General features: G+C 73.1%; 15 protein-coding genes. 9 read left to right on the top strand and 6 right to left on the bottom strand.

Annotation, left to right across the window (positions count from 1 at the left end; translation table 11 throughout):
• Positions 1–10 precede the first annotated feature (10 nt).
• The 3 genes from J2X64_RS00265 to leuA all read left to right on the top strand — a co-directional run bounded on the left by J2X64_RS00265 (position 11) and on the right by leuA (position 3,738).
• Entirely contained in the window at positions 11–685 is a 675-nt protein-coding gene (locus J2X64_RS00265; protein WP_310147948.1) for a GntR family transcriptional regulator, read from the top strand.
• Positions 682–1,710 carry a 1-aminocyclopropane-1-carboxylate deaminase gene (locus J2X64_RS00260; protein WP_310147945.1) on the top strand — a complete coding sequence of 343 codons (1,029 nt, stop codon included), beginning with the start codon at positions 682–684 and terminating at the stop codon, positions 1,708–1,710. Before J2X64_RS00265 ends, J2X64_RS00260 begins: the two co-directional genes overlap by 4 nt.
• A 282-nt stretch (positions 1,711–1,992) precedes the next feature.
• A complete protein-coding gene (gene leuA, locus J2X64_RS00255) occupies positions 1,993–3,738 on the top strand; it encodes a 2-isopropylmalate synthase (RefSeq protein ID WP_310147943.1) in 1,746 nt (581 codons plus the stop codon).
• 1,704 nt (positions 3,739–5,442) lie between these two features.
• On the opposite strand, the gene J2X64_RS00250 is transcribed toward leuA, so the two are convergent.
• The gene (locus J2X64_RS00250) at positions 5,443–6,072 is read right to left on the bottom strand and encodes an alpha-ketoglutarate-dependent dioxygenase AlkB (RefSeq protein WP_310147941.1); all 630 of its coding nucleotides are present in this window, start codon (positions 6,070–6,072) and stop codon (positions 5,443–5,445) included.
• 105 nt (positions 6,073–6,177) lie between these two features.
• On the opposite strand from J2X64_RS00250, the gene recO reads away from it, so the two are divergent.
• Genes recO through J2X64_RS00235 form a run of 3 tightly spaced genes read left to right on the top strand, consistent with a single transcriptional unit; the run spans position 6,178 to position 8,686 of the window.
• Positions 6,178–7,029, top strand: coding sequence for a DNA repair protein RecO (gene recO / locus J2X64_RS00245; RefSeq protein WP_310147939.1), 852 nt, complete (start codon positions 6,178–6,180; stop codon positions 7,027–7,029).
• Positions 7,026–7,814 carry an isoprenyl transferase gene (locus tag J2X64_RS00240; protein WP_310147937.1) on the top strand — a complete coding sequence of 263 codons (789 nt, stop codon included), beginning with the start codon at positions 7,026–7,028 and terminating at the stop codon, positions 7,812–7,814. Before recO ends, J2X64_RS00240 begins: the two co-directional genes overlap by 4 nt.
• Complete coding sequence (locus J2X64_RS00235; protein WP_310147934.1) at positions 7,811–8,686, top strand: SDR family NAD(P)-dependent oxidoreductase; 876 nt, start codon at positions 7,811–7,813, stop codon at positions 8,684–8,686. Before J2X64_RS00240 ends, J2X64_RS00235 begins: the two co-directional genes overlap by 4 nt.
• A gap of 286 nt (positions 8,687–8,972) precedes the next feature.
• Here the strand turns inward: J2X64_RS00235 and J2X64_RS00230 are convergent, their stop codons facing one another.
• The 5 genes from J2X64_RS00230 to J2X64_RS00210 form a co-directional block, all read right to left on the bottom strand.
• Positions 8,973–9,368, bottom strand: a complete 396-nt coding sequence (locus J2X64_RS00230) for a transcriptional repressor (protein WP_310147932.1) — start codon at positions 9,366–9,368, stop codon at positions 8,973–8,975.
• Entirely contained in the window at positions 9,365–10,435 is a 1,071-nt protein-coding gene (locus J2X64_RS00225) for a metal ABC transporter permease (RefSeq protein WP_310147929.1), read from the bottom strand. Before J2X64_RS00225 ends, J2X64_RS00230 begins: the two co-directional genes overlap by 4 nt.
• Before the next feature lie 85 nt (positions 10,436–10,520).
• Positions 10,521–11,333: a metal ABC transporter ATP-binding protein gene (locus J2X64_RS00220; RefSeq protein WP_310147927.1), complete on the bottom strand. Its 813-nt coding sequence runs from the start codon at positions 11,331–11,333 to the stop codon at positions 10,521–10,523.
• Complete coding sequence (locus J2X64_RS00215; protein ID WP_310147923.1) at positions 11,330–12,280, bottom strand: metal ABC transporter substrate-binding protein; 951 nt, start codon at positions 12,278–12,280, stop codon at positions 11,330–11,332. Before J2X64_RS00215 ends, J2X64_RS00220 begins: the two co-directional genes overlap by 4 nt.
• A gap of 101 nt (positions 12,281–12,381) precedes the next feature.
• A complete protein-coding gene (locus tag J2X64_RS00210; RefSeq protein WP_310147920.1) occupies positions 12,382–12,669 on the bottom strand; it encodes a DUF6703 family protein in 288 nt (95 codons plus the stop codon).
• An 80-nt stretch (positions 12,670–12,749) separates the two neighbouring features.
• Here J2X64_RS00210 and J2X64_RS00205 point away from each other — a divergent pair, with 80 nt between their 5' ends.
• The 3 genes from J2X64_RS00205 (at position 12,750) to J2X64_RS00195 (ending at position 16,057) form a co-directional block, all read left to right on the top strand.
• Positions 12,750–14,165: a glycine--tRNA ligase gene (locus J2X64_RS00205; RefSeq protein ID WP_310147917.1), complete on the top strand. Its 1,416-nt coding sequence runs from the start codon at positions 12,750–12,752 to the stop codon at positions 14,163–14,165.
• Between the two features lie 126 nt (positions 14,166–14,291).
• Positions 14,292–14,798, top strand: coding sequence for a sigma factor-like helix-turn-helix DNA-binding protein (locus tag J2X64_RS00200; RefSeq protein ID WP_310147914.1), 507 nt, complete (start codon positions 14,292–14,294; stop codon positions 14,796–14,798).
• Positions 14,795–16,057 carry a hypothetical protein gene (locus J2X64_RS00195; RefSeq protein ID WP_310147911.1) on the top strand — a complete coding sequence of 421 codons (1,263 nt, stop codon included), beginning with the start codon at positions 14,795–14,797 and terminating at the stop codon, positions 16,055–16,057. Before J2X64_RS00200 ends, J2X64_RS00195 begins: the two co-directional genes overlap by 4 nt.
• Positions 16,058–16,067 lie beyond the last annotated feature (10 nt).

The raw sequence follows: 16,067 nt of genomic DNA, 5'->3' as shown, positions 1-16,067 counted from the left end.
AATATATCGCGTGCCCGTCCCCGCCCTCGCAGCCGCCACGCTGCCCCGACAGCTGCTCCGCGACGACGTCTACCAGCGGCTGAGGGCGGCCATCGTCGACGGCACCCTCGAGCCGGACGAGGTCGTCCGCGACCAGGACCTGACCGCCTGGCTCGGCGTGAGCCGCACCCCCGTCCGGGAGGCCCTCCTGCGGTTGCAGCAGGCGGGACTCGTCACCGCGACACCGGGACGCTCCACCCGCGTGGCGTCCCTCGACGCCCGTGCCACCCGGGACGCCCAGGCGGTGGTCGCCGCCGTCCACGAGGTGGCCGTCCGGGCCGCGGTCGCGCAGCTCACCGCCGACGACCTCGCCGCCATGGCCGACGCGAACCGGCGGTTCAGCCGGGCACTGCGGCACGGCGACGCCGAGGCCGCGCTCGCGGCGGACGACGAGCTGCACGGCATACCGGTGCGGGCGGCGGGCAACGCGGCGGTCCGCGACGTCCTCGAGCAGTACACCCCCGTCCTGCGCCGCGTGGAGCGGCTGCGGTTCGGCTCGCTCGACGCCCGTGGGTCGGTGCGGCTGCACGACCAGCTCATCGCCGCGTGCACCGCCCGCGACCCCGAGGCCGCCGCGCGCGCGAGCACCCTGACCTGGCAGACCCTCGTCCCACTCCTCGACCGCGCCACCGGAGGCACGCTGTGAGCATCACCGACTACGACCGCTACCCGCTCACCTTCGGGCCCAGCCCGGTGCACCGGCTCGACCGGCTCACCGCCCACCTCGGCGGTGCGCAGGTGTGGGCCAAGCGCGAGGACTGCAACAGCGGCCTGGCGTTCGGGGGCAACAAGACCCGCAAGCTCGAGTACATCGTCCCCGACGTCCTCGCCTCGGGTGCGGACACGCTCGTCTCCATCGGCGGCTACCAGTCGAACCACACCCGCCAGGTCGCCGCGGTCGCGGCGAAGCTCGGGTTGAGGTGCCGGCTCGTGCAGGAGAAGTGGGTGGACTGGGACGACCCGGTCAACGACAGGGTCGGCAACATCCTGCTGTCGCGGATCATGGGCGCCGACAGCCGGCTCGACCCGCACGGCTTCGACATCGGCATCCGCTCCTCGTGGGAGGACGCCCTGCGGGAGGTCGAGGAGTCCGGTGGTACGCCGTACGGCATCCCGGCGGGTGCCTCGGAGCACCGGCTCGGCGGGCTCGGCTTCGCGAACTGGGCGTACGAGGTGGCGGAGCAGGAGCGCGAGCTCGGCGTCTTCTTCGACACGGTCGTGGTGTGCACCGTCACCGGCTCGACTCACGCCGGCATGGTCGCCGGCTTCGCGGCCCTCGAGGATGCCGGCGGCCGGCCCCGCCGGGTCATCGGCATCGACGCCTCCGCCACGCTGGAGAAGACCCGCGCCCAGGTCGAGCGCATCGCCAGGCACACGGCGTCGCTCATCGGGCTCGAGCGCGAGCTGCGCGACGACGAGGTGACCGTGTTCGAGGGGTGGGCCGGCGACCGCTACGGCATCCCGGTCGAGTCGACCGTGGAGGCGATCCTGCTCAGCGGGCGGCTCGAGGGGATGATCATCGACCCCGTGTACGAGGGGAAGTCGATGGCGGGCCTCGTCGACCTGGTGAGCTCGGGCGAGATCGGCAAGGACTCGACCGTCCTCTACGCCCACCTCGGGGGCCAGCCCGCCCTCAACGCGTACTCCGGGATCTTCCCCTTCTCGTCGTGACCGCCGGGGCGGCGCGGTCGTGACGGCGGGAGCTGACGGGAGGCGAGCAGCGGCGCTCGACCCACTGCTCGACACTGCGCTCCATGTCCGGATGGTGGGCGGGCCGGACCGGACGTTGGACGGATGCCGCGGACCCGGCATACCCTCGACGCGTGCGTTCCTCGCGCCTCCTTCTTCGCCGCCGCGGCGGGGCCTGACCGATCAGCCGCCCCTCGTCGCGGAGTTCGCGTTGCCGGCTGAGGCCCTCTCGGGCCACCCCAGCGAATCGTTAGGCGAGACACCATGATCCACCCCCAGCAGCCGTCGGGTATGCCGGTCGCGAAGTACGTGCCGTTCCAGGACCAGATCGCGGTGGACCTGCCCGACCGCACCTGGCCCACCAAGGTCATCGAGAAGGCGCCGCGCTGGTGCGCGGTGGACCTGCGCGACGGGAACCAGGCGCTCATCGACCCCATGAGCCCGGACCGCAAGAAGCGGATGTTCGAGCTCCTGGTCCGCATGGGCTACAAGGAGATCGAGGTCGGCTTCCCGTCCGCGAGCCAGACCGACTTCGACTTCGTGCGCATGCTCATCGAGGACGACATGATCCCCGACGACGTGACGATCCAGGTGCTGACGCAGTGCCGCGACCACCTCATCGAGCGCACCTTCGACGCGATCCGCGGCGCCAAGCAGGCGATCGTCCACTTCTACAACTCGACGTCGGTGCTGCAGCGGCGCGTGGTGTTCGGCCTCGACCAGGACGGCATCGTCGACATCGCGCTGCAGGCCGCACGCCTGTGCCGCAAGCTCGAGGAGACCATCCCCGACACGACGGTCTACTACGAGTACAGCCCGGAGTCCTACACCGGGACCGAGCTCGAGTTCGCGGTACGGATCTGCAACGAGGTGGCCGACGTCATCGACCCGACGCCGGACCACAAGATGATCATCAACCTGCCGGCGACGGTCGAGATGGCGACGCCGAACGTGTACGCCGACTCGATCGAGTGGATGATCCGCCACCTCGAGCGGCGCGAGTCGATCGTCGTCAGCCTGCACCCGCACAACGACCGCGGGACGGGCGTGGCTGCGGCCGAGCTCGGCTACCTCGCCGGCGCCGACCGGATCGAGGGCTGCCTGTTCGGCAACGGCGAGCGCACCGGCAACGTCGACCTCGTGACGCTGGGCATGAACCTGTTCAGCCAGGGGATCGACCCCGAGATCGACTTCTCCGACCTCGACGAGATCCGTCGTACGGTCGAGCACTGCAACCAGCTCCCCGTCGCGGAGCGGCACCCGTGGGGCGGCGACCTCGTCTTCACGGCGTTCTCCGGGTCCCACCAGGACGCGATCAAGAAGGGCTTCGAGGACATGGAGCGCCAGGTGGCGTCGTCCGGGAAGTCGATCAACGAGCTCGTGTGGGGCGTGCCGTACCTGCCCATCGACCCGCACGACGTGGGGCGCTCGTACGAGGCCGTGGTCCGCGTCAACAGCCAGTCGGGCAAGGGCGGTGTCGCGTACCTGCTCAAGAAGGAGCACCAGCTGGACCTGCCGCGACGGCTGCAGATCGAGTTCAGCGGGGTCGTCCAGGCGAAGACCGACACCGAGGGCGGCGAGGTCAGCGCCGCGCAGCTGTGGGACGTCTTCCAGGACGAGTACCTGCCCGCGGTGGACGGCGGCCCCAACACGTGGGGCCGGTTCACGCCGGTCACGCACTCGCTCATCACCGAGGACGGCGGGGTCGACCGCATCACGGCCACCATGCTCGACCACGGCCGGGAGGTCACGGTCGAGGGCAGCGGCAACGGCCCCATCGCGGCGTTCATCGACGCGCTGTCGACGCTCGGGGTGGACGTGCGGGTGCTCGACTACGCCGAGCACGCCCTGTCCGCCGGTGGCGACGCGCGCGCGGCGGCATACGTCGAGTGCGCGGTCGGCGACCGGGTGCTGTGGGGCGTGGGCCTGCACGCCTCGATCGTCAAGGCCTCGCTGACGGCCGTGCTCTCCGCGGTGAACCGCGCCGAGCGGGAGTCCGCCACCGCCTGACGGACGACAGTCCGTGCGGCCTTCAGCAAAAGCACAGGGAACGACCCCATAGTGCGGCTCGTGGATGCGCGGGGGGAGCTGCACGGACCCGGCAGGTGGCTGCTGGGTGGCGTGCAGGTGCTCTGCGGTCTGCTCGGGTCGCTGCTGCTGCTGACTGCCGTGGGCGCGCTCCTGTGGCCGCGGGACCCCAACATCGTCTTCGAGCGTGGCCCGGTGTGGTGGGGGTTCCTCCTGTCGCTGGGAGCCGTGCTCGGGTTCGCGGTCGCGGGACGCGGCCTGCACGGGCTCGCCGGACGGCTGGGTGGCCGCCGCTGGGCAGGTGCCGCCTCGTGGGTGACGGGCCTGGTGCTCTCGGTGGCCGGGGCGCTGGCAGGGGTCTGGCTCGCCAGCCAGGTGCGGTACCAGTACGGCTGGGACGCCAGCATCCTCACCGTGCTGGCGAAGCGGCTGGACACCGGAGAGGGGTTGGGCCCCTACGGCATCGACTACCTGTCCCGGTACCCGAACAACATCCCCATGCTGGCCGTGGACCTCGGCTACCGGCGGCTCGCCGTGGCCTGGGACACCGACCCCTACACCGTGGCCACCACCGTGAACGGGATCGGCCTGTTCCTCACGCTGGTCGCGGTCTTCGCCGTGCTCCGAAGGCTCCGCGGCACGGGTTCCGCCGTGCTGGGTGTGCTGCTGGTTTTCGTGCTGCTGGGCGCCTCGCCCTGGATGGCCGTCCCGTACACCGACCTCCTGGCCGCCCCCCTGGTCGCGGGGGCGGTGGCGCTCGGTGTCGAGGCCGTGCACCGTCGCCACCTGCCGGTGCGGGTTTCGCTGCTCGCGGGTGCGGGCGCGCTGCTGGGCGCCGGGTACGCGGTCAAGACGACGCCGGCCACCACCGCCGTCGCCCTGCTCGTGGTCGCGCCGGCGCTCGTGCTCGCCGGGGTGGCGGCCCGCACGTCGAGGCTGCGCAGGGTCGCCGCGGGCGTCGTCGCCGTGGTCGCGGTGGTGGGCCCCTTCGCCGGCGCGAGCCACCTCGTCGACTCGTGGGCGACGACGCAGACGGGGACCGCCTCGCTCGACACGACGAAGTCCCCTCCGCTGGCGTGGTGGGCGGCGATGGGGCTCAGCACGACGAGGGCGGCCACGGACAACCCCTACTACGGAGGCTACGACGGCACGATGGTGAGGGAGTCGCGCAACCTGAGCGGCCCGGCCCTGGAGCAGTACTCGCAGGAACAGCTCAGCTCCCGCCTGGAGGCCATGGGGGCCGGTGGCGTCACGGCGTTCGAGGTCGACAAGCAGCTCTTCAACTGGGGCGACGGCATGTTCTTCGCCTGGGGCGAGGGGTTCGACAGCGAGCCGTCGGTGCTGAGGGTCCATGACGCCACGGCACGGTCCGTCCAGTCGTGGGCGCACGCGAGTGGAGCCGGCTACCCCGTGCGCGCGGCCCTGGTCGACGGCCTCTGGCTCTGCGTCCTGGCCCTCGCCGGCGCGGGACTGCTCGTGCTCTCGGCCCGGCCGAGGTGGCTGGGTGCCCGGGCGCCGGAGGTGACCCTGGTCGCCCTCGGCGTCCTCGGCATCCTCACCTTCACGCTGGTCTTCCAGGGCAGGTCGCGCTACCTGCTGGCCTTCGTGCCCCTCGTGGTCGTCCTGGCCCTGGCCGTCACCGGCGGGCGCCGGGACGCAGGTCCCGCGGGTGGGACCGCAGGGGCGTCACCGGACGCCGCGAGGGCGGAACTGGATGGAGATCCGGGGGCCGACGGCCTTGCTGGTCTTGGGGATGCAGTGGTCCCAGGTGCGCTGGCAGGAGCCACCCATGACCACAAGGTCCCCGTGCCCCAGCGAGAAGCCGATGGAGGACCCGCCTCCTCGCGGCCGCAGCATCAGTGATCGGGCCGAACCCACCGACAGGATCGCCACCATGGTGTCGGAGTCCTTGGACCGGCCGATGCGGTCACCGTGCCAGGCCACCGAGTCGCGGCCGTCGCGGTAGAGGCACATGCCGGCGGTGACGAACGGCTCACCCAGCTCCGCGGCATACCGGCGGCTCAGGGCCTCCCGCGCCTCGGCGAGCACGGGGTGGGGGAGGCGCTCGCCCTCCTCGTAGAACTTGAGCAGCCTGGGGACGTCGACGACGCGCTCGTACATCTCGCGGCGCTCGGCCTTCCACGGCACGTCGTGGTGCAGCTCGTCGAACACCCGGTCGGCGCCGGCGAGCCAGCCCGGCCGGTAGTCGACCCACGCCCCTCTCGACAGGGGCGTCCTGCTGAGCCCCGCGTCGAGGTCGTGGAGCGCCACGTCCTCACCGGTGTCGAGCAGCGATGCCTGCCATGCAGCGGTCATGCACCGAGCATACGCCCCGTTCGAACACATGTTCTAGTGATGCGGCATGTCGCCGTGACCGGCCCGCCTCCCGCGAACCGGCCGCCGGGTTGAGAGAATGGTGCGGTGCCCCTGTACCGCGACGAAGGCATCGTCCTGCGCACCCAGAAGCTGGGTGAGGCGGACCGCATCGTCACGCTGCTGACGCGCCGCCTGGGCAAGGTGCGCGTCGTCGGCAAGGGCGTCCGGCGCACCAAGAGCCGGTTCGGTGCGCGGCTCGAGCCCGGCATGCACGTCGACGTCCAGTGCTACGAGGGCCGCTCGCTCGACACGGTGACTCAGGCCGAGTCGATCGCGAGCTGGGGCGACGTCCTGGCGCGCGACTACACGACGTACACCGCCGCCGCCGCGATGCTCGAGACCGCCGACCGCCTCACCGAGGAGCGCGAGCCGAACCTCCAGCAGTACCTGCTGCTCGCCGGCGCCCTGCGCTCCATGGCCGAGGGCCAGCACGACCCGGGGCTGGTGCTCGACGCCTACCTGCTGCGGGCGCTCGCGATCGCCGGCTGGGCGCCGAGCTTCCACGACTGCGCCCGCTGCGGCGCGCCGGGCCCGCACCGCGCGTTCAACCTCGCGTCCGGTGGCACCGTCTGTCCTTCGTGCCGCCCGCCCGCCTCGGCGGCACCCGCCCCCGAGACCCTGTCGCTGCTCGCGTCTCTGCTCGCGGGGGACTGGGTCATCGCGGACGCCTCCTCCGGCCGGCACCGGCGCGAGGCCAGCAGCCTGGCGAGCGCGTTCCTGCAGTGGCACCTCGAGCGCGGTGTGCGATCGTTGCGCCTCGTGGACCGCCGCGACCCCGACCGCCCCGAGACCAACCCGGCCATCACCTGGTCGGCCCCGCCGCCCGTCGAGGCCGCTCCCGTGGAGCGGGTCGCTCAGGCCCATGCCGCGCTCGCCGGACGGACGGGAGAGGCGTGAGCACGGCATACGCGAAGCCGTTCCCGCACCCCAGCGGGGCGACGCCGCCCCCGGTCGCGCGCGAGCTGGTGCCCGACCACGTCGCGGTCGTGATGGACGGCAACGGCCGCTGGGCCAACCAGCGCGGTCTCCCGCGGACCAAGGGGCACGAGGCGGGCGAGGCCGCGCTGCTCGACGTCGTCGCAGGCGCCATCGAGATCGGGGTGGGCCACCTGTCGGCCTACGCGTTCTCGACCGAGAACTGGAAGCGCAGCCCCGACGAGGTCCGCTTCCTCATGGGCTTCAACCGCGACGTCATCCGGCGCCGCCGCGACCAGCTCCACGAGTGGGGCGTGCGGATGCGCTGGGTCGGCCGCCGTCCCCGCCTGTGGGGCTCGGTCATCAAGGAGCTCGAGGTCGCCCAGGAGCTGACGAAGGACAACACCGGCCTGACGCTCTACTTCTGCGTCAACTACGGCGGCCGCGCCGAGATCGGTGACGCCGTGCAGCGGATCGCCGAGCAGGTACAGCGGGGCAAGCTGAAGCCCGGGTCGATCGACGAGAAGACGGTCGCGCGCTACCTGCCCGAGCCGGACATGCCCGACGTCGACCTCTTCGTGCGGTCGTCGGGGGAGCAGCGGACCAGCAACTTCCTGCTGTGGCAGAGCGCCTACGCCGAGATGGTGTTCCAGGACACGCTGTGGCCGGACTACGACCGGCGCCACCTGTGGCAGGCGATCGAGACGTATGCCGCGCGCGACCGCCGCTACGGCGGGGCCGTCGACCTGCCGGGCACCTCTGCGTGAGCGGAGGACCCAGTCCCGCGAGCGACGCGGTCGCCCCCACCGGCCCCGCCCGCGCCGGTGTGCCTGCGGCGTTCGACCTGCGCGGGCGGGTCGCGCTCGTGACGGGCGCCGGCGCGCCCGACGGGATCGGCATGGCCACCGCCCGGCTGCTCGGCACCCTCGGCGCCGCCGTCGCGGTCGCGGCCACGACGGACCGTGCGGCCGAGCGCGCGACCGAGCTCGAGGCGGCGGGCACGCCGGCGCTCGGGGTCGTGGGCGACCTCACCGACCCCGACGGGGTGGCCCGCGTGCTCGCCGAGGTCACGCGTGCGCTGGGCGCACCCACCGTCCTCGTCAACAACGCCGGCATGACGAGCGTCGCCTCACCGGCCGTGGACGTCACGTCATCCGGCGGCACGGAGTCCGGCACGGCGGGGTCGATGGATCCCGACCGCTGGCGGCTGGCACTGGCCCGCAACCTCGACACCGCCTTCCTGGTCACGAGGGCCGCGCTGCCGGCGATGGAGGAGACCGGCTGGGGCAGGGTCGTCATGGTGTCGTCCCTGACCGGGCCCGTGATGGCCATGAGGGGGGAGGCCGGGTATGCCGCCGCGAAGGCCGGGCTCGTGGGCCTGGCCCGGTCGGTGGCCGTCGACTACGCCGGCCGGGGCATCACGGCCAACGCGGTCGCGCCCGGCTGGATCGCGACCGGGAGCCAGACGGCCGACGAGGTGCGGCACGGCCGGCTGACGCCGGTGGGCCGCAGCGCGACCCCCGACGAGGTGGCTGCTGCGGTGGCCTTCCTGTGCAGCCCCGGCGCGTCCTACGTGACCGGCCAGTGCCTGGTCGTCGACGGCGGCAACAGCATCGCCGAGGAGCGGGGCTGGCTGTGATGACCAGTCACAGCTGGCGGACCGCGGCGGGTGGCGTTCTGGGCGCGCGCCGGACGAGGGTCCCCGCTCAGCAGAGGTTCGTGACCTCAGCAGACGGTGCACCCTGTGCTGAGAGCACGAAGGTCTGCTAGCAGAGGTTCGTGCCGACGCATCAGGGGGTCGTGCCGGGCCAGCAGAGGTTCGTGCCGACGCATCAGGGGGTCGTGCCGGGCCAGCAGAAGGTCGTGCCGACGCAGCAGAGGGTCGTGCCCTGGTCAGCGTCAGGCGGAGGCGCAGTCTGTCAGCGTCAGGCGGAGGCGCAGTCGGCGCAGGTGCCGACGATCTCGACGGTGTGCTCGACGTCGCGGAACCCGTGCGCCGCGCTGACGGCGGCGGCCCAGGACTCGACCGCCGGGCCCTCGACCTCGACCGCCCGGCCGCACTTGCGGCAGACCAGGTGGTGGTGGTGACCGGTGGAGCAGGCGCGGTAGACCGCCTCGCCCTCGTCGGTCCGCAGCATGTCGATCTCGCCGTCGGCCGCCATGGCCTGAAGGTTCCGGTAGACGGTGGCGAGCCCGACGGGGTCGCCGCCCTCGCGCAGGAGGGCGTGCAGCTCCTGGGCGGAGCGGAACTCCGAGCTGCCCGACAGGACCGCTGCCACGGCGGCCCGCTGGCGCGTGGGCTTGCGCGGGGTGGTCGTCATCGGGTGCCTCCCTGCGTGCGGGTGCCTGCGTGCTCGTCCTGGTCGTCCCCGCTGTCGCCGGGGGCGACGGCGCCGGCTGCCACCTCGGCCCCGTGGGCCTCGTGCGCGGCGTGCTCGTCCCAGTGACCCTCGTGGGCAGCGTGCCGGTGGTCGCCGTGGAGGTAGTCGACGTGGTCGCCGTGCGCGATGGCGGGGTGGCCGCAGGCCGGACCGTGCTCGTGGTCGTGCCGCTCCGCCCGGCGGTGCCGGCGGGCGCTGCTCCGGGCCACGACGGCCGAGGCGGCCGAGACCACCACGAACGCGCCGATCGCCAGCAGCACGATGGTCCCGCCGGACGGCGTCTCGGCGTAGAACGAGGTCACCACGCCGCCGACGCTGGACAGCACGCCGATCAGCACGGCCCACCGCACCGACGAGCGGAAGGACCGCCCGAGCAGCTGGGCGGTCGCGTTCGGGATAATCATGAGCGCGGAGATGAGCAGCAGCCCCACCACGCGCATCGAGACGACCACGGTGACGGCGGTCAGCACCGCCAGCGCGATGTTGAGGCCAGTCACGGGCAGGCCCGAGGCACGCGCATACTCCTCGTCGTTGGCCACCGCGAACAGCCACGGGCGCAGCAGCCACGTCGCGAGCAGGACGACGAGCGCCAGCCCGGCGAACACCCAGAGGTCGCGCTGGTCTGCGGTCGTGATCGCGCCGAAGAGGTATGCCGTGAGGTTGGCCGGTGAGCTCGACGGCGACTTCGCGATGATGACGACACCGGCGGCGATGCCGCCGTAGAACATCACCGCCAGCGCGATGTCACCGCTGGTGCGCCCGCTGGCGCGGATCAGCTCGATGCCCACGGCCGCGGCGACGGCTGCGACCAGGGCGGTCAGGACGGGCGCCTGTCCGGTCAGCACCCCCACGGCGACACCGGCCAGGGCCACGTGGCCCATCCCGTCGCCGATGAGCGAGAGGCGTCGCTGCACGAGGAAGACGCCGACGAGGGGGGCGGCGATGCCGACGAGCACGGCGGCGACGAGCGCCTGGCGCATGAAGCCCAGGGCGAGCAGCTCGGTCATCGGGGGACCTCCTGGTCGTGGCACTGCGGGGACGGCGCGGACGATGGGGTGGGCACGGCCTGGTGGCGCGGCCCGGCGCGGCGTGTCACCGGGGACCACCACCGCGGGGGTCCACGGGACCTGCGGTCGGCGTGAAGACGCGGGTCGGGGCGTGGTCGTCGACGTCGTCGTGGTGGCCGTCGTGCCGCTCGTGGCGACCGGACGTGTACTCCCGCAACGGGCCGTCGAACCGGATGCGGCCGCCGTCGACGACCACGACACGGGTGACGACCTCGGCGAGCGCGGCCAGCTCGTGCGTGACGACGACCATCGTGGTGCCGGCGGCGGCGAGCCGGGCCATCACGTCGGCCAGCACGCGCTGGTTGGCGACGTCGACGCCGGCCGTCGGCTCGTCCATGATCAGGACGTCGGGCTCGGAGGCGAGGGCGCGAGCGATGAGCACCCGACGCTGCTGGCCCCCGGACAGGGTCGTGACGTCGGCGCCGGGGCGGTCCGACAGGCCGACCAGCTCGACGGCCCGGTCGACGACCGTGGTCTCGTGCGCGGTGCGCAGGACCGGTGCCCACCAGCGGTGGTGGGACAGGCGGCCCGCCTCCACGACCTCGCGCACCGTGGCTCGCACGGAGGACGAGAGCGTGTGGCGCTGCGGCACGTAGCCGATCCGCGAGTGCTGGGTGAAGTCGTCGCGAGGGACGCCGAACAGCAGGGCGCGGCCGGCGACGCGGTCGTTGAGGCCGAGCAGCCCGCGCACCAGCGTGGATTTGCCCGACCCGTTGGGCCCGAGCACGGCGACGACCTCCCCGGCCGAGACCGTCAGGTCCACCCCGCTGATGACGGCGTGGTCGCCGTACCCGAAGGCGGCTCCCTCCAGCTGGAGGATGGGGGGCGTGGTCGTCATGAGCACTCCTGTCCGGATCGGAGGACCTGCAGGTTGCTGCGCATCACCGCGAGGTAGTCGGTGCCGCGGCTGTCGGAGGTGATGCCCTCGATGGGGTCGAGCACAGCGACCCGGGTGCCCGTCTCCCGCGCCAGGGTGTCGGCGACGGCGGGGCTGACGAGCGTCTCGGCGTAGATGGTCGTCGCGCCCACCGCGCGCACGTGCGCGGCCACGGCGGCGAGCTCGGCCGGGTTCGGCTCGGCCTCGGGGTCGAGCCCGGTGATGCCCTCCTGGTGCAGCCCGTAGCGCTGCGCGAGGTAGCCGAAGGCGGCGTGCGACGTGACGAGGTCCTTGCTGCGGCAGCTGGCGAGCCCGGTGCGGTACTCGCCGTCGAGGGCGGTCAGGTCCGCCTGCAGGGCCGCCGCGTTGTCCCGGTATGCCGTGGCGTGGGCGGCGTCGAGCGCGGCCAGCCGGTCGGCGACGGCCTTGGCGACCGCCGCGTAGCGCTGGGGGTCCAGCCAGAAGTGGGGGTCGACCGCACTGTGCGCCGCGGTGGTGGCGGCGCTCTCGCCGGCGTGGTCGTGGCCGGCCTCCGTGCTGACGAGGGAGAGGTCGGCGGCGGGGGAGACGTCGAACGCCTGGCGGGCCGCGTCCTGCCGCACCGCCTGGTCGACCGCGGGCTGGAAGCCCTTCTCGTAGACGACCAGGTCGGCGGTGGCCATGGCGCCCACCTGGCGCGGGGTGAGCTCGATGTCGTGCGGCTCGCCGCCCGGCTTGGTCAGGCCCTGCACCCGGACGTGGTCGCCGCCGATCCGCTGGACGAGGTACTCGAGCGGGTAGAACGCGGCGGAGACGGCCAGGCGCGTGCTCCCGTCGGCCGCGGTGCCCGTGCCCGTCCCGCAGGCCGTGACGCCCGTGAGGGCGAGGGCGGCGAGCCCGAGGACGGTGACGTGGCGGCGAAGCGACATGACAACGATTCTCATCTGAAATGAGAATCGTTGTCAACTGTGCCCTGTCGCCGGGGCGACGACCCGCGACCCGCGGACCTCGCCCGCAGCCGATGCGGGCGTCAGGTGCGCGGGACCGCCTGGATGACCGTGATGGCGAGGGCCATGACGACGACCGTGGCGCGACCGGCGCGGGCGCCGCCGTCCAGGGCCGGCCAGCCGAGGTAGAGCGTCCACGCGAGGAAGAGGACGACCGGCACGAGGAGCAGCCAGCCGAGGCCGGGCAGCGCGATCCCGCCGACCATGAGGGCCAGGACCACGAGGAACGGCACGGCGCGGGGCAACCGGTTGAGTCGCTGGAGCAGGGGCAGGCTGACGGACTCGATCCGCTGGCGTGTCGTGGTGGGCACGGACGAAACCCTACGACGGGCCGCGGTGGGCCCGGGACACCGCGTCGAGGCCGCAGCGGGCGCACAGTAGCCTTGCCCGCATGGCAGCGCCCTCCACCATCGACACGGTCGTCTCCCTCTGCAAGCGCCGGGGCTTCGTCTTCCCCAGCGGCGAGATCTACGGCGGTACGAGGTCTGCCTGGGACTACGGTCCGCTCGGCGTGGAGCTCAAGGAGAACATCAAGCGCCAGTGGTGGAAGTCCATGGTCACCGGCCGCGACGACGTCGTCGGCCTCGACTCCTCGATCATCCTGCCGCGCCAGACCTGGGTCGCCAGCGGCCACGTCGGCGAGTTCACCGACCCGCTCACCGAGTGCCAGTCCTGCCACAAGCGGTTCCGCGTGGACCACATGCAGGAGGCCATCGCGGAGAAGAAGAACGCCAAGAAGGGCGCCGGCGACGCCGACGTCGACCCCGACTCGATCCCGCTGGCCGAGATCGCCTGCCCGAACTGCGGCACGCGCGGCGCCTGGACCGAGCCCCGCGAGTTCAACATGATGCTCAAGACCTACCTCGGCGTCATCGAGGACGAGTCCGGCCTGCACTACCTGCGGCCCGAGACGGCGCAGGGCATCTTCGTGAACTTCCTCAACGTCATGAACGCCTCGCGCAAGAAGCCGCCGTTCGGCATCGGCCAGACCGGCAAGAGCTTCCGCAACGAGATCACCCCGGGCAACTTCATCTTCCGCACCCGCGAGTTCGAGCAGATGGAGATGGAGTTCTTCGTCAAGCCGGGTGAGGACGAGGAGTGGCACCAGTACTGGATCGACGAGCGCACCCGCTGGTACACCGACCTCGGCATCAACCCCGACAACCTGCGTCACTACGAGCACCCGGCCGACAAGCTGTCGCACTACTCCAAGCGCACGGTCGACATCGAGTACCGCTTCAACTTCACCGGCTCGGAGTGGGGCGAGCTCGAGGGCATCGCCAACCGCACCGACTTCGACCTCACGACCCACAGCAAGCACTCGGGCACCGACCTGGTCTACTTCGACCAGGCCAGCGGTGAGCGCTACACCCCGTACGTCATCGAGCCGGCAGCCGGTCTGTCCCGCTCGCTCATGACGTTCCTCGTCGACGCGTACACCGAGGACGAGGCGCCCAACACCAAGGGCGGTGTCGACAAGCGCGTCGTGCTCAAGCTGGACCGCCGGCTCGCACCGGTCAAGGCCGCCGTGCTGCCGCTGTCGCGCAACGCCGACCTGTCGCCCAAGGCCCGCGACCTGGCCGCCCGCCTGCGCCGGAGCTGGAACATCGACTTCGACGACGCCGGGGCCATCGGCCGCCGCTACCGCCGTCAGGACGAGATCGGCACGCCGTTCTGCGTCACGGTCGACTTCGACACCCTGGAGGACCAGGCCGTCACCGTGCGCGAGCGCGACACCATGGCCCAGGAGCGCGTCTCGCTCGACAAGGTCGAGGAGTACCTCGGCAGCCGCCTGCTGGGCTGCTGACCCCTCGGCCCACCGCCTGCGCCCCCTGCCCGCGACACGTCGCGGGCAGGGGGCGCGGTCGTCCCCACCGCGCTCCCGTGCCGTCCTGCGCGACGAGGGGGAGAATCGCGGTGGAGAGGGGTTCGGGTGCAGCGCGAGGTCGACGAGGACTTCGCCCGCTACGTGCGGGCGCGGCAGCACTCGTTTCTGCGCGCGGCATACCTGGTCTGCGGTGACGCCGGGGTCGCCGAGGAGGTGTGCCGCGACGCCTTCAGCTCGCTGGCCCTGCGCTGGGACCGGGTGCGCACGGGGGACCCTGACGCCCACGTGCGCAGGGTCCTCTACCGCGACGCCATGTCGGCCCTGCGCCGCGCGCGCAGGGACTCCATCGCCGGAGCCCTGTCGCAGCTGGACGACGACGGTCCGGCGCGGACCGGCCGGGTCGAGGTCCACGAGGCGCTGGCCGCGCTGACGCCGAAGCAGCGGGCGGTGGTGGTGCTGCGGTACTTCGAGGGGCGCAGCGTGGACGACAGTGGGGAGGTGCTGGGGACCTCGGCCGCTGCCGTCGAGGGCCTCGCCCGCGCCGCGGTCGCCCGGTTGCGTGCCCGCGTGCCCGACCTCGGGGCCGGCCTGGCGGGGGAGGCGCTGCCGTGACCGACCGCGACCTCGGTGCGCTGCTCCAGCGGGCCTCCGCGGACCTCGTCGAGGTGGACCTCGTCGACGACGCCTGGGGTGGCGCCCTGCAGGAGCGCGCGCGCCGGCGCCGCGCGGTGACGGGCGGGCTCGGCGCGGTGGCCGTGGCGGCGCTCGCGGTGACCGCCCTGCAGGTCACCGCGGGCGACCCCCACCCGGTTCCGAGCTACTCGGTCACCACGCCCCCGACCACCGGCACCCTCGGCGACCGGACGCCCTACGCGGCGCTGCCGCTCGAGGGGGTCGAGGGGGGCCTGCCGCTGTTCGAGGCGGGGCTGCCCCAGGTCGTCGACGCGTACGGGCCGAGCACGCGCCTGTCCACCCTCGCCACACCCCCGCGCGACGTGGTCGCCGTGGTCCTGCGCCGCGACGGGGGCGGCTACCGGCCCGTGCTGGTGACGCGGGCGGGGGAGCAGGTCGTCGTGGACCGGCTGCTGCTCTCGCCCACGCGCAACCGCGCCGGCGACACCTCGGCGCCACTGGGGCCGCGCGCGTTCGGTGCCGGGCGCTGGGTCGTGTTCCCGCAGCCGGGGAAGGTGGTGCGGCTCGACGTGCGGGACGGCTCCGTCACGACGTATGCCGTGCCGTCGCCGTACGTCGACTCGGCCGGGTGGGGTGCGGCCGCCGGGGAGGTCCGCGTGCGGGCCGGCGGCCAGGCCTGGACGCTCGACACCTCGTCGCCGGGGGCCGCCGCGGTGCCGGTCGACGCCTCGGTGCCGGACGGTGCGACCGCACTCGAGCTGGCGCCGGGCAGCCAGGCGCTGCGGGTCTCCCGCTTCGACCCGACGTCGCACGCCCGGGTCGGCGAGCGCTCCGTCGCCGCACCGGTCACCGAGCTGTGGGGCCCGACCGTGGCGTCGGCGCAGTGGGTGGCCACCGGGGCGTTCCTGGACCAGGACGTCACGTACCCGCTCATCCGGCGCGGCAACGGCCCGATCTACCAGGGGCTCGTCGCCGTCCGGCCCGACAACGGGTCGGTGGCCGTGCTGGCCGCACCCGAGAACCCCGACGGCCAGGTGGGGCGGGTGACCCGGTGCTGCTCGGTGCTGGCCTGGGCAGACCCCCACACCGCGCTGCTGCAGACGGTCGGCGCGCACGGGTCGTGGGTGCTGGCGTGGGACGTCGAGAGCGGGCGCGTCATGCGGGTCACCCGGATCGCCGCGAACCCGGCCGAGCAGGAGGTCCCGCGGGTCGCCCTCGATCTCGGGAGCCGGTCCTAGCCGGGGCGCC

Origin of the sequence: Phycicoccus sp. 3266 (assembly GCF_031456495.1) — a bacterium.
Lineage (GTDB): Bacteria > Actinomycetota > Actinomycetes > Actinomycetales > Dermatophilaceae > Pedococcus.
Note: the sequence above shows the minus strand (reverse complement) of the source record. Positions and strands in the feature narration are given on the sequence as shown.